This window comes from Methanofollis fontis (genome assembly GCF_004297185.1).
GTDB lineage: Archaea > Halobacteriota > Methanomicrobia > Methanomicrobiales > Methanofollaceae > Methanofollis > Methanofollis fontis.
Genome location: NZ_PGCL01000001.1, coordinates 471,183 through 495,287, shown reverse-complemented (window position 1 = coordinate 495,287; position 24,105 = coordinate 471,183). Strand labels below are relative to the sequence as shown.

The window sequence follows — 24,105 nt, the reverse complement described above, 5'->3', positions numbered from 1 at the left end:
TATACGGGAGAAGAGTCTTAACCCTTTTTAAGATGGAGGCGGATGAATGCGGGGCTCGAACAGGGGGGACAGCGGGATCAAACCGGTTTTTGCCGGGCTGTCGCCTCAAAAAGCCGTGACGCACTGGCCTCGATCAGGTGGCGGTTCTCGAGCCCGGCGAGCAGGTCGGCCGGGAGCGCACCTGCCCCAAATTTCGCCCCGACGAACGCCCCGCAGATAAAGGCGATGGTGTCGGTGTTTCCGCCGATATTTGCCGCAATATACAGCAGGTTCTCGGGATCGGTATACCGCCCCATCAGGAAGAATGCGAGCGGGACGGTCTGGAAGACCGAGACATCGTTCCCGATGGCAGGCAACGCCCCCTCCAGGCTGATCCCCTCCCTCTGAAGGTCCATCGCCCGACCGATCCGCTCCCCGAGTGCGGGTTCTTCGGCCATGGCACACTGGAAGGCTCGTTCGAAGGGATCCGAGGCCCCGTGCAGGGCGGCGGCGATGGTGGTGGCGACCGTCACCGCGGCGGCGTGGGCGGCCGGGCTGGTATGCGTCACCGAGCAGGCCTTGACCAGTCGGCCGGAGCGCTCCACGGGATCGGCGTAATACAGGGCGAAGGGGACGGCGAGCGGGATGCAGCCTGCGGTATCGGAGTTGACCCCGCCCCGGTCGGTCTGTCCGGTGACCAGGTGCTCGCAGGCGGCCATCACCGATCCGTCCGGGAAGCGGAGGGCGCCCTCCATGCAGAGGCGGGAGAGGTCCCGGCCATAGCGTTCATCCGAGTACTCGCCGGAACCCAGGAGGTCGGCGACGAGCAGCATGATCTGAGTGTCGTCGGTGTATTGACCCGGCTCAAGGGCGGCGTTGGGGTGCCATTTCCAGGCCTTGCGGTAGCCGCCGTATATATTGGACAGGTTCATTCCCGAACTCTCCCCCGGCATACCGAGGGCGTCGCCGATCGCCGCTCCGAGCATGCAGCCCACAAACCTGTCCAGCATCATGCGCGTACTGGTCATGCGGAGGTGATAAGCCCTTCGCAGGGACGTTCCCCCGAATCACCGGAGACGGCGGTCAGGGCCGGGAGAGGGCGCGGCTGAACCGCTCCCTGATCGCCGCCGGGCTGAGCGGGATGTTCGGGACGGCGGTGTTCCCGGGTCTGATCACCACGTGGACGAAGTTCGGGCCGCCGCCCTCCGCCTCGCGGAGTGCTGCCCGAATCCCGGCGGCGTCGGCGGCCTTCCAGGTCCGTCCGATCCCGGAAGCCCGTGCGATCAGTTCGAGGTCGGCGCCCCGGGCCGCACAGGTGGGCTGGTTGCCGGTGGAGCCAAAGGCGCCGTTGTCCAGGCAGACCACCGTCAGGTTCGCCGGGGCGGCGGCGGCGATCACCGGCAGCACGGACGACCCCAGGAGGCTGCCGTCGCCGTCAAGCACGACCACCCGGCGATCGGTGGAGAGGGCGAGGCCGAGGCCGATCGGGGAGGCCTGGGTGTAGGAGCCGAGCATATAGAAGTTCAGGTCGCGGTCGGCGATCGCATGGAGTTCCTTGCTCGGAACCCCGATATTGGAGACGACGGCGGCGTCCCCGAGCAGGGGTGAGATCGCCTCTATGGCACCGTACCTGGTCAGGGAGGGTTCCGGGATCTCGCGTTTCAGGCAGAGGGAGGAGGTGCGGGGGCGGGGCGGGATAGAACGGCAGCCCGCCGTGCAGCCCTCCCCCTCCCAGAGCCTCGGCGAGATCAGGGCGACATGCGGGCGGTTGTTCTCGAAGGCGTCGTCGATTGCCTCCCCGATCCCCCCGATCCCGGCGGCGTCCTCGATGACGGTATAGCGGATCCCGAGGGCGTCGAGAACGGCCGGGAGACGGCTATTGAACGGGACCTGCGCCGGTATCCGCTCCTGGTAGACCCCCCGCCAGCTCGCCAGCACCGGCAGGGGGAGGTCGAAGGTGGCGCTCAGGGACATGACGGCGTTGAGCATGTTCCCGAGCCCGGAACTCTGGATGACGACGACCGGGTGCCGCCCGGCGAGCACCGCCCCGGCGGCGATCCCGACGCCGTCCTCCTCCCGGTTGAGCCCGACGGTCTGTATCCGTTCGGGGAGGAGGAAGCAGAGGTCACCGGCGCGGTCGCAGGGGAGGGTGAGGGCGAGGTCGATCCCGTGCGCCTTCAGGAGATCGCAGACGGCCTCCTCATGCATGCTCGTTCACCCAGCCGAGCACGTCTCGTGCGCATGCGGCAGCTCCGTCCGGGGAGCGGAGGCGGAAGGAGGGCTCGACCACTCTGAGGTCGAGGCTCTCCTCCGCCCGCCGGTAGCCCCCGCCGGTGATGTTGAGGAGGGTGCAGTCGCCGGGACTGATGGCCCCGCTCTCGACCGCCTCCAGCAGGGCGGCGACCGCCACCGCCGCTGCCGGGTCCAGGTCGATCCCCTCGGCCCCGGTGAAATGGCGACCCGCCTCCTCTGCCGCCCGGTTCTCCACGCCATACATCCGCCCGTCGGTGGCGGTGAGGGCGTCGTAGACCCCGCCGCCGATCGCATAGGGCGGGTTGCGGTTGGTGAGCACGTCGGCGGAGACGGCGGCGATCGAGCGCCGGGCGTCGGGCATGTCGATCTCCGGGACGATCTCCCGCCGTCCCGCCTGCCAGGCCCGCACCATCGGGATGAAGGGGATGTTCTGGGCGAGATGGAGACGGGGGAGGGCGCTCCCGAACCGCCCGTCGCCGATGAGACGCATCGCCGCCTCCCATGCGGCAATCCCTCCCGTGCCGCTCCCGACCGCCTGCACATAATGCTCAGGAACCCGCCCGATGCTCACGGCGGCGTCGAGCATCACCGTGCCCATGCCGTCGCGGCGGGCGACGTTCCGCGCCCCGCCCTCGGGGACGAGGCCAGGCGTGTTGCAGAGGGTGTCGGCGGCGGCGATCGCATCCGAGTAGTCGCCGTCAACGGTGATCAGGCAGGCCCGGTCGGTGGGTTCGGCCGTCCAGATCCGATCCCGCCCTCCGGTGGGCACCACCACCACCACCGGGATGCCGGTGACGGCGGCGGTCTGGCAGAAGGCCCGCCCGGTGTTCCCGGCCGAGGCCACGACCAGGGTGCCGCTGCCGGTCTCCCGCATCCGCACCACCGTCGGGAGGGCCTCGAGTTCCTTAAATGAGCAGGTGGTGATCCGGGCCCCGTGTTCCGGCCAGTAGCCGGAAAAACCGATCCAGAGATTCTCAAGCCCGATCTCACGGGCAAAGGCAGTGCTCCGGTAGGTCACCGGTCCAGCCTCAGCCGGGAGGGTCCCCTCCACCGGAAGCCAGTCGGCGAAGCGGAAGATGCCGGGTTCGTCCCGGAGATCCAGGCGTTTTTTCCGGTAGTCCGCCCGGACCAGGGCACGGCACCCGGAGGGGCAGGCGAGGGTGTAATGGTCCTCCAGGACCGCCCCGCACCCCGGACAGATGAGCTGGTATGGTCGCATTCTGTTTTTCTCCTCAAAATTGATATTTCCCGTTTAATAGTCCGTTTTTCAGGCGATAACAGAGGTCTTCTGCCCTTTTTCGGTCGGACTGGCGGATGGTGATCGGCACCCTTCGTTCCCCGACCTCCAGGGCGCCAAGGTCGGCAGTGACCGCTCCGCCGGTGCACGCCACCGCACATGCGCCACAGGAGGCGCAGAGGCAGGGGTCGACCCCCTCCCCGGTCAGGAACGCACCCGTGGGGCAGATCGCGCCGGCCGCACAGGCCTCGCAATAGGCGCAGGCGGCGGGGTCGTAGGTGACCGTCCGGTCCGTCCCGCCCCAGACCTGCCCGTAGTCTGCCGCCGCAAAGGGGGTGCGGTCGGCGATATCGACGACCGGGAGGGGGATGTCGGCGTCCAGCACCGAGAGGACGGCGATGGAGGCGTCGTCCAGCACCGGTATGGCGGCGGCAACCGAGGTGATGCACTCCGGTCCAGCGGCGGTCACGAACCCGCCGCAGGTGCAGGGGTCCATCCCCCGTATATCGGCAAAGACGGCGATGTTCGGGCGCTCCGTCGTGCTCCTGGTCCCCTCGCCCATCACATATCCCGGGGCGCCGTTGGCGAGCACACCGCTCCCGGGACGGATGGTGCGGAGGGCGGGGTCGTTCTGGAGCGGGTTTATCTCCCCGCAGCCGCTGACCGAGGCCTCTCGGAGCGGGCCCGAGAGCCCGGTGGCCGAGAAGATCGTCCGCACAGAACCCTCGGACCGGTTCACGAAGGCCGTATAGTTCCTGAAGGCGCTCCGCGTCGTCACCAGACGGGCCGAAGTCAGGTCGTCGATGGTGATCCGGGCCTCAAAGTCCCCGGCGTCGGTGCTGGCCTCCACCCGGATCTCCCGCCCGGCGGCGAGATCGGCAATGAGGTGCCCGCCGCCGTAGCGGCGATCGGCGTGGGCGGTGCCGTAGACCACCGCATCCACCAGCCCCAGGCGCTCGTTCGGGCAGGGGCCGGGATGGGCCGGGACGCCATTGAGGCGCAACGCCGTCGCCCGCCCGAAGGCCCCGGCATCGGCCACCGGCACCGAGAGCACGGCCATCGTCCCGGACATCACCCCCACCGTTGCGCAGGTGACGATGTCCACCTCATCAGCAGCGGGACGCTCCCCGGCCCGCACCAGGGCCTTGAACTCCGGGGCGGCCATCACCACGGCCTCACCCCGCTCCAGCCGCCTTCTTATCTCCTCGATATCCTTCATAGCCTGATGTCCTCCACCCGTACCTGCGCCTCCTCGCCCCGCCCGATGACCAGGTTCACCACGCCGGTGTGGGTGAGGGCCATCATGCAGGCCGAGGGCAGGAAACGCTGCCGCATCCCGAAGGTCGGGGGGCGCAGCACCGTCCGGGCCATACCCTCGAAGCCGACGATATGGTAGGCCTTCACGTCCAGACACTCCTTTCCCCGCGAATGGGCCGGCCCGACCACATGGGTGGTCAGAAGACCGGTGATAGGGTCGGCATCGATGACGCGGAGCACATGCTGCACCGGGCATCCGGCGCCCTCGGGCCGTCCGAGCACGATGTCGCCGGCGTCGATCCCCCAGCGCTCCACGAGATCGGGTCTGAACGGGAGCACGACCTTCCGGGCCGAGGGTTCGCCGGGGAGGGGTGTGAGCAGGAAGTCGTAGGTGTTGCCCAGCACGTCTCTGCCCGTGTGGACGGCAGCTCCTCGTCCGTCCGCCGTCCCCCCCTCATGGTAGAACGGACACTCCTGCAGCCGTTTCTCCCCCCGCTCCACGGCGGCGAGGAAACCCTCGCAGGTGCGTGCCCCGCAGAGCCCGCAGTCTTTTCCCGGCGGTCTCCACCCCACCTTAATCACCCCGGTAGAAATACTCTGCGTCCTCGAGGCGCCGCACCACCCCGAAGTGGTGCTGCCAGCCGATCTCCTTTTTCCCGACGCAGACGGTGCAGACGCCAAGCGGCGGCACGCCCCTGAGGGTGATGGCGTCGGGATCGGCGGCGTCCGGGGTCTCCTCGATCCGCCGCACCAGATAGCGCATCCCCGTGCCCTGGACGGCATTGGTCTCGACGATCTCGATCTCCGGGGCGACCTCCCGGATCCGCTCCCTGAAGACCTCCTTCTCGGCCTGGGAGACGAGATCGATCCTGGTCACCACGGCCGCATCGGCCAGGGCGATCATCGGCCCCATCTTCAGGGGGGCGTGGGTACCGGAGACGGCGGAGAGCACCACCACGCCGAGCGCATCGGTGGTGTAGGGCGAACAGCGGAGGCAGAGGCCGGCGCTCTCCACGATGAGCAGGTCGGCCCCCTCCTCCCCGGCCCATGCAATGGCGTCGCGCATCACCATGATCCCCACGTGGTCCGGGCAGACGTCCCCGGAATACACCTTCTTCGTGGGGATGCCGAACTCCTCCCTCAGCTCCTCGTCCTCGAACGCCCGCACCACATCGATCTTCAGGTATGCCACCGGCACCCGCCCGCCGATCTGCCGGATCACCTGGCGGATCACCGCCGTCTTACCGGCCGAGGGGGGTCCGGCCACGACCAGGATCTTCATGCGACCGGCACCGGACCGGTGATCGGTTCGCCTGCCCGGATCCGCTCCCGCAGACCGGCGAGCATGGCGTCCATTCTCCTGACGGCGTCGAGGGCGGGGCGCTCCCCCTCGCCACCCTGGATCACGCCTGCCACCGTGCCGTTGCGCATCACGATCCGCCGGTCGCACATCAGGGAGACCAGGGGGTCGTGGGTGACGAAGATCACGGCCTTGTTGTGGGCCCGGAGGATCTCGATCACCCGGTCCTTGAAGATGCCCGCATTCTCCACCTCGTCCAGGATGAGCACCGGGGCAGCGGAGATCAGGATGGCGTCGGCGACCATCAGGGAGCGGGTCTGCCCGCCGGAGAGCCCGGTCATGCGGGCCCCGGGGAGGATCTTCTCCCCGGTAAACTCGTTTGCCAGGGCGACTGTCTCCCCGACCAGCCCCTCCCGCTCGATCCGCCGGGCCCGGACATGCATCTCCAAAAACTCCCCCACCGAGAGGTCGGCAAGGCAGCGGGTGTTCTGGGTGATCAGGGCCACCGGTTTTCGCGCCGGATCACGCACGATCTCCTCGGGCGGGATCTGGCCGTTGACGAGGACCGTTCGACCGGTCACAGTGTCGTCTCTGGCAAAGACCTCGATGTCGTTGATGAAGGCGCTCTTGCCCGATCCGGTCGGGCCGACGATGGAGAGGGTCTCACCGGGGCGGATCTCGATCCGGTCAAAGTTCTCGGTGTTCCCGCATTTGTCCCGTCCGGGGAGGACGGTGATCTCGCAGGCCGGGATGTCCATGCCCCCTCTTTCTGCGGCGGGGAAGATAAAATTACCCAAGACGCAAATAAAAATCATACAATAGGGAGAAATTGTGCCAAAAAATGCAATATTGTAAAATAATTAGACATGCATGGACGAGATAGATTCCCCCATCGGAGAAAATCCGCCGCATTTCCGGACTGATGTCACCTGGAGAGCGGCATTCGACGGGCGGCATGGTAGCCGCAGATCACCTGCACCTCCCTCCCGAAGGCGGCGTCCAGGCCCGGGTCCCCGGTGTCCACAAACAGCGCGGGGGTCGCCGCCAGTTTCTGCGGAGTGGCCACCACGATCACGTTCGCCGCACCGACGGCACGCACCACGTCCGGACTGATCTGCTGCGTGCCCCGCCCGAGCACCGCACCCTGCGCCCCGATGGGGCTGACGATGATCCGGCATCGCCCGCCGCCCCGCACCTCCTGGAGCAGGGTGCGCTCATCGGCGTCGGCGGCGACGATCCGGCCGTCCCTGATGACGTCCACGCCGAGCAGTGTTTTTTCCAGCCCGAGTTCGGCGGCGATCGCCGCCGTCGTTCCCCCGGCGCCAAGGAGCGTGGTGCCGCCGCTCAGCACCAGGTCGGCCATGAAACGGGCAAGACCGGCGAGCGCCTCCCGTTCGTCGCCGAAATCAGCGGCCTTGCACCCCTGGAGACCACACGGACGGCAGGGGACGCGTGCCGCCGCAAACAGGCGGGCCCGCAGTTCGCCCCGGCGGTAGGCTTCTTCGTCGATATCCATCACCTCGGCCTCGCAGGAGTCCAGGGGGCCGACCAGGACGGCCGCCACCCCCTCCGGACGGCTCACAAACACCCCCGAAAACATCTTCACCCCGGCCGGTATGCCCAGGATCGGCGTATCCCCGGCAGCCCGGACGACATCGCGGGCCGTGCCGTCGCCGCCGCAGAAGAGGATCACCTCTGCCCCCCTTCTCACGAACGCTTCGACGGCGGCGACGGTATCAGCGGCGGTCGTGGCATCTTCCGCCGGCGTATAGACGACCTCATGGCCGATCCCGGCCTCCTCAAGAGCGGAGGCGCCCATCTCCCCGCCAGAGGTGAGCACCCGCAGGTCCAGCGCCCGCAGGGGCTCGAGCGCCTCGAGGGCGCGTTCTTGCGCCAGCGGCACCGCACCTCGCCGCCTGGCCTCGTCCGCCAGGCCGTCGGTGCCCTTCAGCCCGACCCGCCCGCCAAGACCGGCCAGGGGGTTGATCACCACTCCGATCGTCCTCATATCGGTTCAGCATTGCACCGCCGCCCCTATGCCTTTTTCCCCGATCCCTGAAATACGGCCTTTAGGCGGGGATAGGCGGTTTCCCCCTAAATCAATATAGAAACCAATAAACCATCCGATGATGACGGAAAAAGAAGAGCAGAACATGGAGCGTGCAGAATGAAGCAGAACAGCGCAGGCGACGCCGAAAAGACCGACGAGAACCGGATCGAGATCATGAAGGGCGTGTCCGTCTCCCCCAGGACCATCGAAACCCCCCTCGGGAGGGTGGAGATCGATATCACCGACGGGGACGGGCCCGTGCTGATGGGCAGTCACGGCGGTCTCGGCGGGATCGATCAGTGCCGTGCGGCCATCGACTTTGCCGGGGGCGAGTTCAGGCTTCTTTCGCTCTCCCGTCCGGGCTATCTCGGGACGCCCCTCGAGACCGGGGTCTCGCTCGAGGAGCAGGCCGACCTCTTTGCCGCCGTCCTGGACGAACTCGGGATCGAGCGGGTGGCGGTCTTCTCCATCTCGGCGGGCGGACCGTTCGCTTACACCTTCGCTATCCGCCACCCCGACCGGATCTGGGCCCTGATTACCGCCGACTCGGTCAGCGGGTATTACGACCTCCCGGAGACGGCGGGCCCGCTGACACAGATGATATTCCTCTCCGACATCGGGCAGACGATCCTCCAGAAGATGACGAAGGCAAAACCGGACGCATTCATCAAGGAGATCTTCAAAAGCGAGGCATATTACACAAAGGATCAGATGAAGGCGCACCTTGACTTCGTGCTGAACGACCCACACGCCCACGAATTCGTAACGGCCTTCATGAACACGATGTACCCCTATAAGCCCCGGAAAGCAGGGACCGAGAACGACGTGCGGATCACCCGCGGCCTCACCCACCTCCCCCTGGAGGAGATCGCCTGTCCGACCCTGGTGATCCACGGCACCCACGATGCCGACGTGAAGTTCTACGACGGCGTCTATGCCTACGAGCACATCAAAAATGCGGAGCGCCTCTGGATAGAGGAGGGCTCCCACCTCTGTTTCTGGATCCACCCACAGTCAGGCGAAGCGCAGCGGTATGCCCTCGATTTCCTGAAGAGAAACATGCCCCGGTGACCCGCCGGGGCTCATCTACTCTCTCTTTTTATTCCGCACCCGTCACCGTGGGCAACCGTCCGAGCGATTCCCGGATCAGGTCGGCCGGATATTCGTAGTCGACGAGCTGCCCGGCGAAATAGGCCTCGTAGCTGGAGAAGTCGAAGTTGCCGTGGCCGGAGTTGTTGAAGAGGATCACCCGCTCCTCGCCGGTCCGCCGGCACTCGAGGGCGGCGTCGATCGCCGCCTTGACCGCATGGGCCGATTCAGGGGCGACGATGATCCCCTCGGTGCGGGCGAAGGTGACGGCGGCCTCGAAGACCTCGTTCTGGTGGTAGGCGGCGGCCCTCACGACGCCGTCATGCACCAGTTTCGCCACCAGGGGCGAGACGCCGTGGTAGCGCAGACCGCCGGCATGGATCGCCGGCGGCACGAAGTCGTGGCCCAGGGTGAACATCCGCATCAGCGGGGTCAGACCGGCCACGTCACCGTAGTCGTAGGCGTAGAGCCCCTTTGTCATCGTCGGGCATGCGGCGGGTTCGACACCCAGGATCTCGGTCTCCGGGTGCTTCCCGGTGATCCGGTCCCCGGCAAATGGAAAGGCGATCCCGCCGAAGTTGGAGCCCCCGCCGACGCAGCCGATGACGGTGTCCGGGTATTCGTCGACCATCGCCAGCTGCTCCCGCGCCTCCAGCCCGATCACCGTCTGGTGGAGGCAGACGTGGTTGAGCACCGAGCCGAGGGCATAGTTGGTGTCCGAACGGCCTGCGGCGTCCTCCACCGCCTCGGAGATGGCAATCCCGAGGGCGCCTGGGGTGTCCGGGTGCTCCTCGAGCACCTTTCTGCCAGAGGCAGTGCGGGTGCTCGGTGACGGGAAGCATTCGGCGCCATAGACCGCCATCATGCTCTTGCGGTAGGGCTTCTGGTCGTAGCTCGAGCGGACCATGTAGACCGTGCACTCCATATCGAAGAGCGAGGTGGCGAAGGCCAGGGACGAACCCCACTGACCGGCCCCGGTCTCGGTGGAAAGGCGCTCCACGCCCTCCTTCATGTTGTAATAGGCCTGCGGGATGGCGGTGTTGGGCTTGTGGCTTCCCGGCGGGGAAACCCCCTCCCACTTGTAGTAGATCCTCGCCGGCGTCTTGAGGTGGCGCTCCAGCCGCCGCGCCCGATAGAGGGGGCTCGGCCTCCAGAGACTCAGGATCTCCCGCACCTCGTCCGGGATCGGGACCGAGCGCTGCGTGCTCATCTCCTGACGGATCAGCTCCATCGGAAAGATGGGGGCGAGGTCGTCGGGCACCACCGGTTGGCCGGTCGCCGGGTGAAGCGGCGGGTCCAGGGGCGAGGGCAGGTCCGCCTGGATGTTGTACCACGCCTTCGGGATGGCGTCCTCGTCGAGGAGGATCTTGGTCTGCATGAAGTATCGTCATCTTTGACCACATATATACATTCGTGATCAGAATGTGACGGAGGCTCCGGCAACAAACGCTTAATACATGGGTGACAGAACCGCACTCTGAGGAAGCGTCTGTGGCGTTCCATGAGATCGAACTCGTGAAACGGGCCGAAGCTGAGGCGGAGGAGGCGATCCGGCGGGCCCGCACCGAGGCGGCGGAGCGGATCGATGCCGCACGGGCTGAGGCTGCAGAGGCGGCGGAGGCGATCCGGCGGCAGGCGGAAACCGAGGTACAGGCCCTGATCGCCGCCGCCGGTGAGGAGGCCGAGAAGGAGGCGGCGGAGATCGCCCGCCGGACTGACGGGGATAGCGCCGCCGTCAGGCGGGCGGTGGGGGCCAGACTTGAGCGGGCGGCCGCACACATCGCAGGGGAGGTGAGCGGCGGTGCTGCGCCCCGCACCGATGCGTAGGCTGACGGTGGGTGTCCACCGGGAGCACGAGGGGCGGGTGATCGCCGCCCTGCAGGAGGCAGGCGCAGTCGAACTCGGGGCGGCGAACGAGGAGGAGGACCTGCGGGCCCTCACCTCCCGTCACGAGCGCTCCCCCCATCTTTTGCGGATCGCCGAGGAGCGGGTCCGCCTCGAACGCGCCATCGAGACTCTGGAGAGCGCCGGGCCGGAGAAGAACCCTGTTCGCCGGATCTTCGAGCCCCCAGACCGTCAAAGACGCCGGGTCCCCCTCAGGGACGCCGCCGCCGTTCTTGCGGAGACGGCGGCCCACCGTCCCCTCATCGACGAGGTGCTGGCGCTGCGGGCCGGGGAGACGGCGATCGACGAACGACTCGCCCGTCTCGGGGAGGAGGAGGAGATGCTCGCCGCCCTCGTCCCCTTCGGGCTCGACCTCAGCTGGCCGGGCAGATCGCCCTATCTGGTCGTCCGGGCCGGGACGGTTCCGGCGGCGGAGTGCGGGGACGTGGACCGCCGTCTGGGGGAGGCGGGCGGCGAGCACGTGATCTGGTCCTGCCTCTGCGCAATCGGTGATGCCCCGACAGCGGTGGTCACCGCCGCCCTGCCGGACGCCGCCCCGGCCGTGGACGCTGCCCTGCGTGCCCTGGCCTTCCGAGAGTTCGTGCCCGAGATCCGGCAGGGGAGCGCAGAAGACGGACTCTCCGCTGTCAGGGCCGAATGGGAGGACTTACACCGAAAACGGGAGGCGAATACCGCCCGGCTTTCCACCCTGGCCGCCGAGCACCTCCCCCTCATCCGGGCCCTTGCCGAAGAATGCCGGATCGTGCGGGAACGAGAGGAGGCGGCACCCCTGCTCGGCACCACCCGGGACATCGCGGTGCTGCGGGGCTGGGTGCGGGAACGGGATGAGGCGACGATCAGGGCCCTCTGCGAGCGGGAGACGGGGAGGCTCGCCTTCTGCACCTTCGAACCACCGGAGGGCGATCCGCCGGTCGCTCCGGACCACCCCGGCTGGCTCGCACCCTTCGGCGTGCTCACCGCCACCTTCGGCACGCCCCGCTATGACAGCGTCGACCCCACCCTCTTCCTAGCCCCGGTGCTCGTGATCACCTTCGGGATCATGCTCGGCGACGCCGGTTACGGACTGCTCCTCGCCCTCATCGCCACCCTGCTGCTGCGGGGCGCCGGGGCGGAGGCGGGATCGGTCCGAGACCTCTCCCTGGTGCTCCTGGCCTGCGGACTCTCGGGCACCCTCTTCGGGGTGCTGATGGGCGGGTTCTTTGGCGACCTCCTTCCCCGTCTCTTCGGCGTGACGATGCCCTTTACCCTCATCGAACCCCTCAGCGACCCGATCGCCATCCTGGTGCTGGCACTCGGCATCGGGATCGCCCACCTCAACCTGGGGCTCGCCATCGCCGCCGCCGAACACCTGCGGGCCGGGGAATACCGGGAGATGCTCCTCTCCGAGGGGACCTGGTTCGTGATCCAGCCCTGCGCCGCCGTGATCATCCTCACTTTTTTCGGCTGGGGCTCCTTCGCCCCGGAGGTGCTCACCGCCGCTGCCATCGGGGCGGCCGTCGGCGTCGCCGGAGTGATGCTCCATGAGGGGCCGCTCGGCTTCTTCTCCCTCACCGGCTTTCTCGGTGACTGGCTCAGTTATGCCCGTATCCTGGCACTGGCACTGGCCACCGGCGGGATCGCCATGATGATCAATATCCTGGCCGGGATGATCGCCGGCGTCCACCCGGCCCTGGTGGTGTTCGCCGCCCTCTTCGCCGTCGGCGGGCATGCGGCCAACCTGGTGCTGCAGGCGCTCGGCGGGTTCATCCACGCCCTCAGGCTCCAGTACGTCGAGTTCTTCGGCAAATTCTTCCGGAGCGGGGGGCGGGCTTTCGCCCCCTTCGCCGCCGGGCGCCGCCATACCGAGGTCGGGGGTGAGGAGGGGTGACGGTCGTGGACGCCGGGCTGGTGCTGGCCGTCATCGGGGCCGGACTGGCGGTCGGGCTGGCCGCCATCGGCTCCGGCATCGGGGTCGGGATCGCCGGGGCGACCGGGGCGGGCGTGATCGCCGTCCGGCCCGAACGCTTCGGGCGGGCCCTGGTCTTCCAGGCCGTGCCGCAGACACAGGGGATGTACGGCCTGCTCGTGGCAGTGCTGATCCTGCTCTCCACCGGGGTGATCGGCGGGGGGGCGGAGAGCGTGCCCCTCCCCCTGGGGCTGGCGGCGGTCGGCGCCGGACTCGCCTCCGGGGTGGCCGGACTCTCTGCCATCGGGCAGGGGATCGCCGCCTCCGCCGGGATCGCCGCCACCGCCGAACGGGACGAGGCGATGGGGCGGAGCCTGATCTTCGCCGTGATCCCGGAGACCCAGGCGATCTACGGGCTGCTCGTCGCCATCCTGATCATGGCCTTCACCGGCCTCCTGAGCGGGAGTGCGGCGGCGACCGAGGCCACCGGGCTCGCCGCCATCGGGTGCGGTATTGCCGTCGGCATCGCCGGACTTTCGGCCATCGGGCAGGGGATCGCCGCGGCCGCCGGCACGGCGGCGAGCGCAGAGCACAGCGAGACCTTCGGGCGGGGGCTGGTCTTTGCGGTGATCCCGGAAACGCAGGCGATCTACGGGCTGCTCGTCGCCATCCTGATCATGGCATTCACCGGCATGATCGCCGGCGACCCGGTCGGCGACCTGGCGATCGGCTTCGCCTCGGTCGGCTGCGGGTTCGCCGTCGGGCTGGCCGGGATCTCCGCCATCGGGCAGGGGATCGCCGCAGCCGCCGGCACCGCCGCCACCGCCGAGCACAACGAGATATTCGGCCGCTCCCTGGTTTTCTCGGTGATCCCGGAGACCCAGGCGATCTACGGGCTGCTGGTCGCCATCCTGATCATGGCATTCACCGGCATCATCACCCGCGACATCACCGCCACCGCCGCCGCCGGTTTTGCAGCGATCGGCTGCGGGTTCGCCGTCGGGTTCGCCGGGATCTCCGCCATCGGGCAGGGGATCGCCGCTTCTGCCGGGATCGCCGCCACCGCCGAGCAGGAAAGGATGTTCGGAAAGGGGCTGGTCTTCTCGGTGATCCCGGAGACCCAGGCGATCTACGGGCTGCTGGTCGCCATCCTGATCATGGCATTCACCGGCATCATCACCCGCGACATCACCGCCACCGTGGCCGCCGGCCTCGCCTCGATCGGTTCCGGCTTCGCCGTCGGGCTGGCCGGGCTCTCGGCGATCGGGCAGGGGATGACGGCCGCATCCGGCATCGGCGCCACGGCCCAGCGGGAGGGGGCGATGGGACCCAGCCTGATCTTTGCGGTGATGGCCGAGACCTTTGCGATCTTCGGGCTGCTGGTCGCCATCCTGATCATGTTCGGGATCGGGCTCTTCGGGGGCTGATGGATGGGGGTGAACGAGATCATCGCCCGCATCCGGGCGGAGGCGAACGGGGAGGTGCGGCGGATCCAGGCGGAGGCAGCGGCCGAAACGGATCGGATCCGGCGAGAGGGCCGGGAAAGGGCCGAACGGGAGGCGGCGGCGATCGTGGCCGCCGGAAGGGAGCAGGCCGAACGGCAGCGGCGGCGAGTGCTGGCGCGGGCCCGCCTCTCCGCCCGCACGGCCCTGCGGGAGGTGCGGGAGAACGGGATCGAACGCTCCTTCGAGGCGGCGGATGAACATCTTGCCGCCCTCGCCCGCTCCCCGGCCTACCCGGACGTGCTGCGGGCCCTCGTCGCCGCCGGGCGTGAAGCGGTCGGGGGTGGGGAGGTTAGTGTGCACTGCCGCCCGCAGGACCGTGAGGCGGCGGAAATTGCCTGCGCCGGCCTCCCGGGGATTACCCTCGTCCCCACTGCCCATGACGGGGGCGGGGGCGTGATCGTCATCTCGGGGCGGATGCGCAGCGACCAGCGCTTCTCCGCCCGCACCGAACGGATGCGGGAGCGCCTGACCCGTGAAGCGGCGGCGATCCTCTACCGGGAGGAGGGAGAATGAGCACCCTCTCGGAGATCGCCGCCGCACTCCTGGACGGGGAGGGCGGCACCGCCCTGCTCGCCGCCGCCCTGGCCGTCGCCATCATGGTGGCGGTGATGCTGGCTGCATCGGCCGGGTATTTCCGGATCATTCTGAACATCGCCCTCTTCGCCCAGCCGGACGCACGGGTGCGGGCGATCGGCAACCCCCTGGTGGAGCGAGGGCCCCTTGCCGGGGCGCTCTCCGCCCCCGGCCTCCACGACCTCTTTGACCACTTCGGCCGCCTCGGGCACCGCATGCCCGCCGGCACCGACCTGGACGGAGCGGCGGCCGAACGGCTGATCCGAGAGCACCACTACGAGGTCGTCGGGCACCTGATCGAGAGCGTGCCAGACGGCGTCCGCCCCTTCTTCATCGCCTACGCCCGCATGCTCGGGGCCGGGGAAGCGGCGGCGATCGTGGCGATGAAGGCGCAGGGGGTGCCGCCGGCGGCGATCGAGGAGGAGATCGTCCCGGTGGGGGGTCTGACCGTGAACGGCGTGCGCAAAACCGCCCACGCCGAGAGTGCAGAGGAGGTGGTGCGGCGGCTCCGCCCCAAACCCTTCGGCCCCCTCATCGCCGCCGCCTATACCGGATCCGCCGGCAATATCGGGCGTTTCCTGGCCAGGGTGCAGGCCGACTCCCTGGCAGACCTCGCCCTGGCCGCACGGGGGGTGGACATCGCCCTCTCCCCGCCGGTGGTGGAGACGGCCGGCGTGCTCATCGACACCGCCAACCTCCGCGCCCTGATCAGGGGGCGGACCCTGGAACTGGAGCGCGAGGCGGTGCGTCCCCACCTGGTGGCGACAGGGGGGTTCGAACTCGTCGGCGATCGGCTGGTCCGGGCCGAACGAGCCGGCAGCCTGCCGGACCTGCTCACGGCCATCTCGGGGACTCGCTACCACCCCTACCTCGCCGCCCTGCCGGCGGCGGTGCGGGACGGGGACGGCGCCGCCCTCGAACGGGCGCTCGACCGCTGCACCCAGGATATGGTGCGGGCGACGGCCAGCCAGTACCACCTGGGGAGCGGGCCCCTGCTCCGCTACCTGGTGGCGCTGGACTATGAGGTGAGGAACATGCGGGCGATCGCCCACGGGCTGGCGGCCGGTGTGCCGCCCCATGAAATCGAGGGGGTGCTTGTCGTGGAGGAGATGGAAGGATGAGGATCAGGGCAATCGGGGACCGCACCATGGTGCGGGCCTGCAGGGCCGGGGGGGTTGTGGAATGCAGCGTGTGTGCGGGGCCGCTTGAGACCGCCGCCGCACTGGAGGAGGCGCTCGCTGACCCGGAGAGCGGCGTCGTGCTCGTGCTCGACCGTTTTCTCCACGAGATCCCGTATACCCCGCCGTCCGGGCCCTACCCGGTCGTGATCGCCGTCCCCGGTCCGGCAGGGCCGAAATCCGGCGAGGACGCCGTCGAGCGGGCGGTCAGGCGGGTGACCGGGAGGGGAGTGCCGGGGGTGGTACAGTGAGCGGACGGATCATCCGCATCACCGGACCGGTGATCCAGGCGGACGGCATGCGCGGCGCCCGCATGTACGAAGTGGTGCACGCCGGCGATGCCGCTCTGATCGGCGAGATCATCGGACTTTCCGAGGAGACCGCCACCATCCAGGTCTACGAGGACACCACCGGCATCGCCCCCGGCGAACCGGTGATGCGCAGCGGCGCACCCCTCTCGGTGGACCTCGGCCCCGGCCTGCTCGGCGGGGTCTTCGACGGCATCCAGCGTCCCCTGGAGGTGATCCGGGACCGGATGGGCGACTTTATCGTCCGGGGGGCCTCGGTGCCGCCCCTGGACCGCACCGCCAGATGGGAATTTACCCCCCTGGCGGCGGCGGGCGACGCCCTTGCCGGCGGGGCGGCGGTCGGCAGCGTCCAGGAGGGGCGGTTTGTCCACACCATCATGATCCCGCCCCACCTCTCCGGCACCCTCCTCTCGGTGGCCCCGCCGGGCGAATACACCATCGAGGAGGAGATCGCAAGAATCCGGAGGGGGGACGGTGAGGAGGTCGGGATCACCATGGTCCAGCGCTGGCCGGTGCGGGAGGGGCGGCCGGTTCTGGAACGCCTGGCCCCGGGCGAACCCCTGATCACCGGACAGCGGGTGATCGACTCCTTTTTCCCGATCGCAAAAGGGGGAGCCGCCGCCGTCCCAGGGCCATTCGGGGCGGGCAAGACCGTTGTCCAGCACCAGCTCGCCAAGTGGTCGGACGCCGACATCATCGTCTATGTCGGCTGCGGTGAGCGGGGGAACGAACTTGCCGACGTGCTCCGGAAGTTCCCGGCCCTGCAGGACCCCCGCACCGGCGAGGCGATCATGGGGCGGACGGTGCTCATCGGGAACACCTCGAACATGCCGGTGGCGGCCCGCGAGGCCTCGGTCTACACCGGGATCACCATCGCCGAGTATTACCGTGACATGGGCTACGACGTCGCCCTGATGGCCGACTCCACCTCCCGCTGGGCCGAGGCGATGCGGGAGATCTCGGGCCGGCTCGAGGAGATGCCGGGCGAACACGGCTATCCGGCCTATCTGGCCTCCCGTCTGGCCGGCTTCTACGAACGGGCCGGGCGGGTGCGGGTCGCCGGGAACCGGGAGCGGACCGGATCGGTCTCGATCATCGGTGCGGTCTCCCCGCCGGGCGGCGACTTCTCCGAGCCCGTCACCCAGAACACCCTGCGGATCGTCAAGGTCTTCTGGGCCCTGGACGCCGACCTGGCCCATGAACGCCATTACCCGGCGGTGAACTGGCTCCTCTCCTATTCCCTCTACCTCGACGCCGTGGAGGGCTGGTGGGAGGAGCACGGCGGTGCCGGCTGGGACCGGGTGCGGCGGCGGCTGATGGGCATCCTCCAGAAGGAGAGCGAACTCGAGGAGATCGTCCACCTGGTCGGCCCGGAGGTCCTCCCTGAGGAGGACAAACTCGCCCTGCTCGTCGCCGGGATCATCAGGGAGTCCTTCCTGATCCAGTACGCCTTCGACCCCGTGGATACCTACTGCCCGCCCCACAAGCAGTTCCTGATGATGCAGGTGATCCTGGACTACGCCGACGCCGGACGGGAGGCGGTGCGGCGGGGGGCGACGACGGCGATGATCGGCGCCCTCCCGGTGAGCGGGCGCCTCGCCCGCCTGGGCACGGTGCCGCACGCCGATTTCCCGGGCTTTTTCCGCGAGGTGGAGCGGCAGATCGGGGAGGAGTTCGGCGCCCTCGGAGGTGAGGGGGCATGACCTCGCCGGAACGGGAGTACACCTCGGTCACCCGGATCGCCGGACCCCTGATGGCCGTCTCCGGGGTCGGCGACGCCGCCTATGGCGAGGTGGTGGAGGTGCGGCTGCCGGACGGTGAGCGGCGCCTGGGGCAGGTGCTCGAGAGCCGGCTGGACCTGGCCGTCATCCAGGTCTTCGGGGGCACCGGCGACCTGGACACCGAGGCAACGGCGGTCCGCTTCACCGGCGAACCCCTGCGCATGGCGGTCTCCCCCGAGATCCTGGGGCGGACCTTCGACGGGGCGGGCCGACCGGCCGACAGGGGCGGGGCGGTGATCCCGGAGGAGGTGCGGGAGATCGCCGGGGCCTCGATCAACCCGACGGCCCGCCTCTACCCGGAGGACTGCATCGAGACCGGGATCTCGGCGATCGACGTGATGAACACCCTGGTGCGGGGGCAGAAACTCCCGGTCTTTTCGGCGGCCGGTCTGCCACACAGCCGTCTCGCCGCCCAGATCGCCAGACAGGCGCGGGTGCTCGGGGAGGACGACGAGTTTGCGATCGTCTTCGGGGCGATGGGGATCACCGCCGAGGAGGAGCGCTTTTTCCTGGGGGAGTTTGAGGAGACCGGGGCCCTGGAGCACGCCGTGCTCTTCGTCAACCGTGCCGACGACCCCGCAATCGAGCGGATCGTCACCCCCCGCTGCGCCCTGACGGCGGCCGAATACCTGGCCTTCTCCCTGGGGATGCACGTGCTGGTGATCCTGCAGGACATCACCACCTACTGCGAGGCATTGCGGGAGGTCTCGGCGGCCCGCGAGGAGGTGCCGGCCCGCCGGGGCTATCCGGGCTACATGTACACCGACCTGGCCTCGATCTTCGAGCGGGCCGGGCGGATCCGGGGGCAGAAGGGCTCGATCACCCAGCTCCCGATCATCTCCATGCCCGACGACGACATCACCCATCCGGTGCCCGACCTCACCGGCTACATCACCGAGGGGCAGATCGTGCTCTCCCGAGACCTCCACCGGAAGGGCGTGTATCCACCGATCGACGTCCTTCCGAGCCTTTCCCGGCTGATGCCCGGCGGGATCGGGGCCGGGAAGACGCGGGAGGACCATGGCGCCGTCTCGGACCAGCTCTATGCCGCCTATGCGAGGGGGAGGCGGCTCGAGAGCCTGATCGCCGTCATCGGGGAGGAGGGGCTGACACCGATCGACCGCCTCTATATGCAGTTTGCCGAACGCTTCGAGAACGAGTTCGTCGGGCAGGGGGCGGCGGGCGGACGGGGGATCACCGCCGGGCTGGACCTGGCCTGGGACCTGCTCTCGGCCTTCCCGGACGAGGAGCTGCGGCGGATCGACCCGGCCCTCATCGCCGTCCATGCCCGGAGGGAGAGCGGATGAGCCGCCGGATCATACCCGGGACGCGGCCGACCCGGATCGAGCTCCTGAAGATCAGAAAACGGATCGTCGTGGCCGGGAAGGGGCACGAACTCCTCCAGGAGAAACTCGACGCCATGGTGATGGAGTTCTTCCGGCTCCGGGGCGAGCGGGAGCGGCTCCGGCAGGCGATGGAGGAGGCCTTCGCCGCCGCCTATCCCCCCCTGCTGCGGGCCGGGATGGTGATGGGCGAGCGCGGCCTGGATATCGCTCTCGGGTGTGCGGCGCCCGCCAGGGAGATCGGGGCGGGCACCAGGACGGTGATGGGCACGGCGGTGCCGGCGCTCCGCCTCCCGCCACCGGGCACAGGGGAACCCGGCTACCCGCTGGCCGCACACGGCGCCGACCTGGACGAGGGGCGCCGCCGCTGCGAGGAGGCGGTCAGGGCCGCCCTGAGGTGCGCCGAGGCCGAGGGGGCGCTGGTGCGGCTTGCCGAGCAGATCGCCACCACGAGACGGCGGACGAACGCCCTTGCCTATGTGCTCCTCCCCTCGCTCCGGGACACCGCCGCCTATATCGAGGGGTATCTGGAGGAGATGGAGCGCGAGGACCTTTACCGGCGGAAGCGGACGAAGGCAATCCGGGCGGAGGCGGAGGGGGCGTGAGCGGGGAGGACCTAGCCCGCCTCTACCTGCTGGCGCAGGCGGCGGCGGCGCTCGCCCTCCTGCTCGGCGGGATCGTGCTGATCGCGGTGCTGGTCGCCGGCATGTGATCCGACCCGCCCCTTTTTCCACCCCAGAGACCGATTCATAGCGATGGACAGCGTTCCGGCCGCACTGGTGATCGGGTTTGTGATCGGGCTCTCCGGGGCCCTCGCACCCGGCCCGACGCTGGTAGCGACGATACGGGGCTCGCTCTCCGGCGGCTGGACCACGGGCCCTCGGGTCGCCCTTGGGCATGCGATGGTGGAGGCGGCACTCGCCCTGGTGATCGTGGCCGGACTCTCGGGGGCGGCGGACACCCTGGCGGTGCCGGTGGCGGTGCTCGGCGGTGCGGCCCTGATCCTCTTCGGCGTGCTCACCCTGCGGGAGAGCCGCGGCGCCGTGCTGGAGGCGGCGGATGGGGAGGCCGCCGGGAGCGCTGTGCTCGCCGGTGCCCTGACAAGCGCCGCAAACCCCTATTTCTGGCTCTGGTGGCTGACGGTGGGGAGCGGGCTTTTGCTCGCTGCCAGCGCCGCCGGATGGGCCGTGGCCACCGCCTTCATGATCGGGCACTGGGGCTCCGACTTCGGGTGGTTCGGGCTCGTCGCCGCCGCCACGGCGCGGGGGCGGAGCGTGCTCTCCGCCGGGCTCTACCGCATCATCCTCGCCGCCTGCGGGGTGTTCCTGATCCTCTTCGGCGGCTCCTACCTCTGGTACGCCTTCGCGGGCTGATCAGCGTCGTTCTGTAATGCGGGCGCTGCCCCGCACCTCCCCGCGGCGGGCGCGGGGGCGGAGGCGGCCGAGATCGATCGATGCCGGGTCCGCCCCTGAGACCAGGGCAAGTTCTGCCAGGATCTCCTGCCGGGAGGGGATGGCGCCGGTGAAACGTGCGACGAACTCGATCTCGGTGACGCCGAGGGCCGGGTCGTGCTCGTAGCGGGGAAATTCCAGGTCCATGGATCACCCATCGGCGGGCGGGGTGATGAAGGCGTCGGGCGGCAGGACCGCCACCTCCACCACACCCCGCACCGAGAGACCGGCGGCCGAGGGATACTGCACCCCCTCGGTCCAGTAATAGACCCATTCCTCCCCGGCGATCGTATTTCGCATGTTCTGGTTGCCGAAGACCCCGTCCGGGGCCAGGAAGTAGAGCCGCGGGGCGTCGCGGTACGCCGGGGCATCTCCTTCGTCGCGGCTCCACCAGGAGAGGATCGCCTCACCCTGTTCTGGCAGTGGCTCATAGACGTTTTTGCAGGAGAGCACGGTCACATACCCGTCCGATGCGGTGAGGCGGATCCGGTCCTCCGGGCCGGCGCCGCCGACCAGGTCGCAGAGGGAGCGGAGCGGGGTGCCGCGCACGGCGTCCTCGACCTTGGCCGGGTTCTTCGACTCGTCCGGGTTCCAGAGGTCGGCGGGGTCGAAGGTCGGGCCCTGGAAGCGGTAGACGCTCTCGCCGTCCCCGGCGACCGGGAGGTGCGCCGCCATCCAGGTGGTGTTCACCGTCGTCTCATTCAGAACGGCGGTTCCGTCGGCGGCATAGCGGACCACCCGCACCTCCGGGGCGGTCGGGGGCGCAATGTCCACAAGACGGAGGGCGGTGATGCCGGTGACGGCCTCCCCCTCCATGCCCGGCCCGACCAGGGCATAGGCCGGGAGGGAAACGCCGTCCTTCATGGAGGCGAGGATATACCTGTTGTTCCTGATCAGGTCAGCGCTCGTGCTGGTATAGAGGCTCTCGTTCCCGGCGGCGAAGGTCACCGAGTAGCCGCTCGCCGCAAGACTCGAACTGAGCATCGGGTGGTGCGGGGACTCGCGGCCGTCCACCACGCCGATGAAGAACCAGACCGGGACGCCGCTCCACCGCCCCCCGTCCGGGCCGATATAGGCGGTACCGTGGCAGCGGAGGGCCTCCTGGTACATCGCGGGGTTCACGACGGCCTCGGTCACCCCGGAGAGGGCGAGCAGGGAGTCTGTATGGGCGGGCGCCGAACTGCCGCCGAGGCGGACACTGATCCGGATCTCCGCCTCCGCCCCCTCCGGGCCGGCGCCGTCCGGGGCGTAGAAGAAGAGCACCTTGTCGCCGTCCCGCACGCTCCTGGAGAGGATGCCGTCCTCGGCCGAACCGAGGAGCACCGCCTCGCCGTTCACGGTGCAGTTCCAGCCCGCACCCTCAGATTCCGCCCATTCCCCGACCGAACAGAGCACCTGCGAGTGGAGGCGGGGGTTCCAGTCCCGGTCGGAGATGACAGAGGGGAGGGCGGCGGCGGTGCACGCCCCCTCCAGCACCCCATACACCGTGGCGTTCCCGACGACATACTCAAGCCCGGAGTTCCCGACCGGGACCACCGTGCTGCCCGGGGAGAGCGTCACCTCCCCCTCGTAGAGCACGACGGGCCCGCTCCCGCCGTTCGCATGCACCGCCGCCAGCACCCCGGCGGCGACCAGCACCGCCCCGATGATGATAATGACTGCCACCTGTTTTGAGACCACGACTGACGCCTCCTCTCTTCGGGGCACCAGAGAACGCCCCGAACGGAGAGATGAATGAGAAATGGTGAACTTTTGTGCAGGAATAACCTTCCGCCAGGTACCACGCCGGGGAGGGCGTGTGAGGGCGGCGGAAGGGCATTGTGGTCTGCCGGAAAAACAGATCCCCGATTTACTCCGTGATTGAACAAAAATTTGAATAAATCACCTTCAATACCCCTGGAAGGACAGATCGGAAGAGATTTAGGAGGTGAGGAGAGAATGTCGATCAAACCTCATTAACCTCCCATAAATCTACCGATGGAACAGGAGCTGTAGAGATGCGTTCACGATACCTGGTATTATCCCTGGCACTGGTCGCCGCCCTGCTGCTGGCAGGCTGCACCGGCACCCCCTCCGGCGAAGAGACGACCGCCACCCCCACGGCCGTACTGACGACCGCTGAACCGACGACCACCGAACCGGCGGAAGAACCCGCCGGTACGCTCACCCCGGCGATCACCCTCGGCACGATGCACGCCACCATGATGGAGGCGATCGAAGAGGCGCTGGCCTATCCGGTCCTCAATGCGACCGAAGAGAAGAGCGATTTCGAGGCGAAGGTCGCCGAGTTCGACGTGCTTGCTGCACGTTTCACCGAGGAGGCCGCCCTGGACAGCCCCGAGAATGCGGAGACAAAGGAGGCCTTCGATGCGATCCTGGTGAAGAAGGCCGCCGTCGTCGATGCAGCGGGGGATTTCTTCGCCGCATATGAGGTGGACCGCGTGGTGCGGACGGAGAACGTGACGGTGTTCGAGGAGTCGATCGACGTCTTCACCTCCGCCTTCGGCCCGTTCACGAAGGCCTACTTCGAGGGGGTCAGCGAGGCCGAGTTCGGTGACGACGACCACGCCCGCTCGGCGCTCGCCCTGCTGACGATGCACCGCGACCTGCTCGAGGGCGTCGAGGAGGCCTTCGGGTATGTGCTCCTCAACGATACGGCAGAGAAGGAGGATTTCTGGCAGAAGATGCAGGATTTCGACACCGCCGGCAATGCCTTCGTTGAGAGCGGATACCTCGACCGCCCTGAAAATTCGGCAAAACTCGCCGCCTACACGGCGATGATGCACGAGAAGGAGCAGATGCAGGGCGCCGCCTCCGCCATGTTTGACGAGTTCGAGGCTACCGGGACCGTCTCCGCCAATGTCGCCGGAGCATTCGAGAAATCGGTCGATGCCCTCACGACCGCCTACGACGCCCTCCTCGATGAGGTGCTCGCAGACCTCTGATTTCCCCCCCTTTTTTTGACGGTTCTGTGTGGACGTCCTCAGAGGAGGCGCCCCTTCCGGTCGGGC

Annotated in this window: 23 protein-coding genes; 12 read left to right on the top strand and 11 right to left on the bottom strand. The window is 68.6% G+C overall.

Annotated features, from left to right (window positions below; translation table 11 throughout):
• Positions 1-77: 77 nt before the first annotated feature.
• The 8 genes from CUJ86_RS02385 to CUJ86_RS02350 form a co-directional block, all read right to left on the bottom strand.
• Positions 78-992, bottom strand: coding sequence for an ADP-ribosylglycohydrolase family protein (locus tag CUJ86_RS02385; protein WP_235855547.1), 915 nt, complete (start codon positions 990-992; stop codon positions 78-80).
• A 70-nt stretch (positions 993-1,062) separates the two neighbouring features.
• On the bottom strand, positions 1,063-2,187 hold the full coding sequence (comE, locus tag CUJ86_RS02380; RefSeq protein ID WP_130645955.1) for a sulfopyruvate decarboxylase subunit beta: 1,125 nt from the start codon (positions 2,185-2,187) through the stop codon (positions 1,063-1,065).
• Positions 2,180-3,451: a cysteate synthase gene (locus tag CUJ86_RS02375; protein WP_130645954.1), complete on the bottom strand. Its 1,272-nt coding sequence runs from the start codon at positions 3,449-3,451 to the stop codon at positions 2,180-2,182. The genes comE and CUJ86_RS02375 overlap by 8 nt, the downstream gene beginning before the upstream one ends.
• Before the next feature lie 13 nt (positions 3,452-3,464).
• Complete coding sequence (locus CUJ86_RS02370) at positions 3,465-4,688, bottom strand: methanogenesis marker 16 metalloprotein (RefSeq protein ID WP_130645953.1); 1,224 nt, start codon at positions 4,686-4,688, stop codon at positions 3,465-3,467.
• The gene (locus tag CUJ86_RS02365; protein WP_130645952.1) at positions 4,685-5,299 is read right to left on the bottom strand and encodes a (Fe-S)-binding protein; all 615 of its coding nucleotides are present in this window, start codon (positions 5,297-5,299) and stop codon (positions 4,685-4,687) included. Before CUJ86_RS02365 ends, CUJ86_RS02370 begins: the two co-directional genes overlap by 4 nt.
• Before the next feature lies 1 nt (position 5,300).
• On the bottom strand, positions 5,301-6,008 hold the full coding sequence (locus CUJ86_RS02360; RefSeq protein WP_130645951.1) for a GTP-binding protein: 708 nt from the start codon (positions 6,006-6,008) through the stop codon (positions 5,301-5,303).
• A complete protein-coding gene (locus tag CUJ86_RS02355; RefSeq protein WP_130645950.1) occupies positions 6,005-6,784 on the bottom strand; it encodes an ATP-binding cassette domain-containing protein in 780 nt (259 codons plus the stop codon). Before CUJ86_RS02355 ends, CUJ86_RS02360 begins: the two co-directional genes overlap by 4 nt.
• Before the next feature lie 167 nt (positions 6,785-6,951).
• Positions 6,952-8,034: an ATP-NAD kinase family protein gene (locus tag CUJ86_RS02350; protein WP_130645949.1), complete on the bottom strand. Its 1,083-nt coding sequence runs from the start codon at positions 8,032-8,034 to the stop codon at positions 6,952-6,954.
• Between the two features lie 159 nt (positions 8,035-8,193).
• Between CUJ86_RS02350 and CUJ86_RS02345 the strand changes: the two genes are divergently transcribed.
• A complete protein-coding gene (locus CUJ86_RS02345; RefSeq protein ID WP_130645948.1) occupies positions 8,194-9,147 on the top strand; it encodes an alpha/beta fold hydrolase in 954 nt (317 codons plus the stop codon).
• Positions 9,148-9,175: 28 nt separating this feature from the next.
• Here CUJ86_RS02345 and CUJ86_RS02340 read toward each other — a convergent pair whose 3' ends face one another.
• Positions 9,176-10,543 (bottom strand): TrpB-like pyridoxal phosphate-dependent enzyme, encoded by a 1,368-nt coding sequence (locus CUJ86_RS02340; protein WP_130645947.1) that lies wholly within the window; start codon positions 10,541-10,543, stop codon positions 9,176-9,178.
• 113 nt (positions 10,544-10,656) lie between these two features.
• Here CUJ86_RS02340 and CUJ86_RS02335 point away from each other — a divergent pair, with 113 nt between their 5' ends.
• The 10 genes from CUJ86_RS02335 (at position 10,657) to CUJ86_RS02290 (ending at position 21,016) form a co-directional block, all read left to right on the top strand.
• A complete protein-coding gene (locus CUJ86_RS02335) occupies positions 10,657-10,992 on the top strand; it encodes a hypothetical protein (protein WP_130645946.1) in 336 nt (111 codons plus the stop codon).
• Positions 10,967-12,937 carry a V-type ATP synthase subunit I gene (locus tag CUJ86_RS02330; protein WP_130645945.1) on the top strand — a complete coding sequence of 657 codons (1,971 nt, stop codon included), beginning with the start codon at positions 10,967-10,969 and terminating at the stop codon, positions 12,935-12,937. Before CUJ86_RS02335 ends, CUJ86_RS02330 begins: the two co-directional genes overlap by 26 nt.
• Positions 12,934-14,382 carry a V-type ATP synthase subunit K gene (locus CUJ86_RS02325; RefSeq protein ID WP_130645944.1) on the top strand — a complete coding sequence of 483 codons (1,449 nt, stop codon included), beginning with the start codon at positions 12,934-12,936 and terminating at the stop codon, positions 14,380-14,382. Before CUJ86_RS02330 ends, CUJ86_RS02325 begins: the two co-directional genes overlap by 4 nt.
• A gap of 3 nt (positions 14,383-14,385) precedes the next feature.
• On the top strand, positions 14,386-14,973 hold the full coding sequence (locus tag CUJ86_RS02320; RefSeq protein ID WP_130645943.1) for a V-type ATP synthase subunit E: 588 nt from the start codon (positions 14,386-14,388) through the stop codon (positions 14,971-14,973).
• Complete coding sequence (locus tag CUJ86_RS02315) at positions 14,970-16,154, top strand: V-type ATPase subunit (RefSeq protein WP_130645942.1); 1,185 nt, start codon at positions 14,970-14,972, stop codon at positions 16,152-16,154. Before CUJ86_RS02320 ends, CUJ86_RS02315 begins: the two co-directional genes overlap by 4 nt.
• Positions 16,151-16,462 (top strand): V-type ATP synthase subunit F, encoded by a 312-nt coding sequence (locus CUJ86_RS02310; protein WP_130645941.1) that lies wholly within the window; start codon positions 16,151-16,153, stop codon positions 16,460-16,462. The genes CUJ86_RS02315 and CUJ86_RS02310 overlap by 4 nt, the downstream gene beginning before the upstream one ends.
• The gene (locus tag CUJ86_RS02305) at positions 16,459-18,222 is read left to right on the top strand and encodes a V-type ATP synthase subunit A (protein ID WP_130645940.1); all 1,764 of its coding nucleotides are present in this window, start codon (positions 16,459-16,461) and stop codon (positions 18,220-18,222) included. Before CUJ86_RS02310 ends, CUJ86_RS02305 begins: the two co-directional genes overlap by 4 nt.
• Positions 18,219-19,607 (top strand): V-type ATP synthase subunit B, encoded by a 1,389-nt coding sequence (locus CUJ86_RS02300; RefSeq protein WP_130645939.1) that lies wholly within the window; start codon positions 18,219-18,221, stop codon positions 19,605-19,607. Before CUJ86_RS02305 ends, CUJ86_RS02300 begins: the two co-directional genes overlap by 4 nt.
• The gene (locus tag CUJ86_RS02295) at positions 19,604-20,248 is read left to right on the top strand and encodes a V-type ATP synthase subunit D (protein WP_130645938.1); all 645 of its coding nucleotides are present in this window, start codon (positions 19,604-19,606) and stop codon (positions 20,246-20,248) included. The genes CUJ86_RS02300 and CUJ86_RS02295 overlap by 4 nt, the downstream gene beginning before the upstream one ends.
• Positions 20,249-20,398: 150 nt before the next feature.
• Entirely contained in the window at positions 20,399-21,016 is a 618-nt protein-coding gene (locus CUJ86_RS02290; protein ID WP_130645937.1) for a LysE family transporter, read from the top strand.
• Here the strand turns inward: CUJ86_RS02290 and CUJ86_RS02285 are convergent, their stop codons facing one another.
• Both CUJ86_RS02285 and CUJ86_RS02280 read right to left on the bottom strand, forming a co-directional pair.
• Positions 21,017-21,241, bottom strand: a complete 225-nt coding sequence (locus CUJ86_RS02285; RefSeq protein ID WP_130645936.1) for a hypothetical protein — start codon at positions 21,239-21,241, stop codon at positions 21,017-21,019.
• A gap of 3 nt (positions 21,242-21,244) precedes the next feature.
• The gene (locus tag CUJ86_RS02280) at positions 21,245-22,801 is read right to left on the bottom strand and encodes a solute carrier family 35 protein (protein ID WP_130645935.1); all 1,557 of its coding nucleotides are present in this window, start codon (positions 22,799-22,801) and stop codon (positions 21,245-21,247) included.
• Between the two features lie 290 nt (positions 22,802-23,091).
• Between CUJ86_RS02280 and CUJ86_RS02275 the strand changes: the two genes are divergently transcribed.
• A complete protein-coding gene (locus CUJ86_RS02275; protein WP_130645934.1) occupies positions 23,092-24,039 on the top strand; it encodes a hypothetical protein in 948 nt (315 codons plus the stop codon).
• Positions 24,040-24,105: the final 66 nt, after the last annotated feature.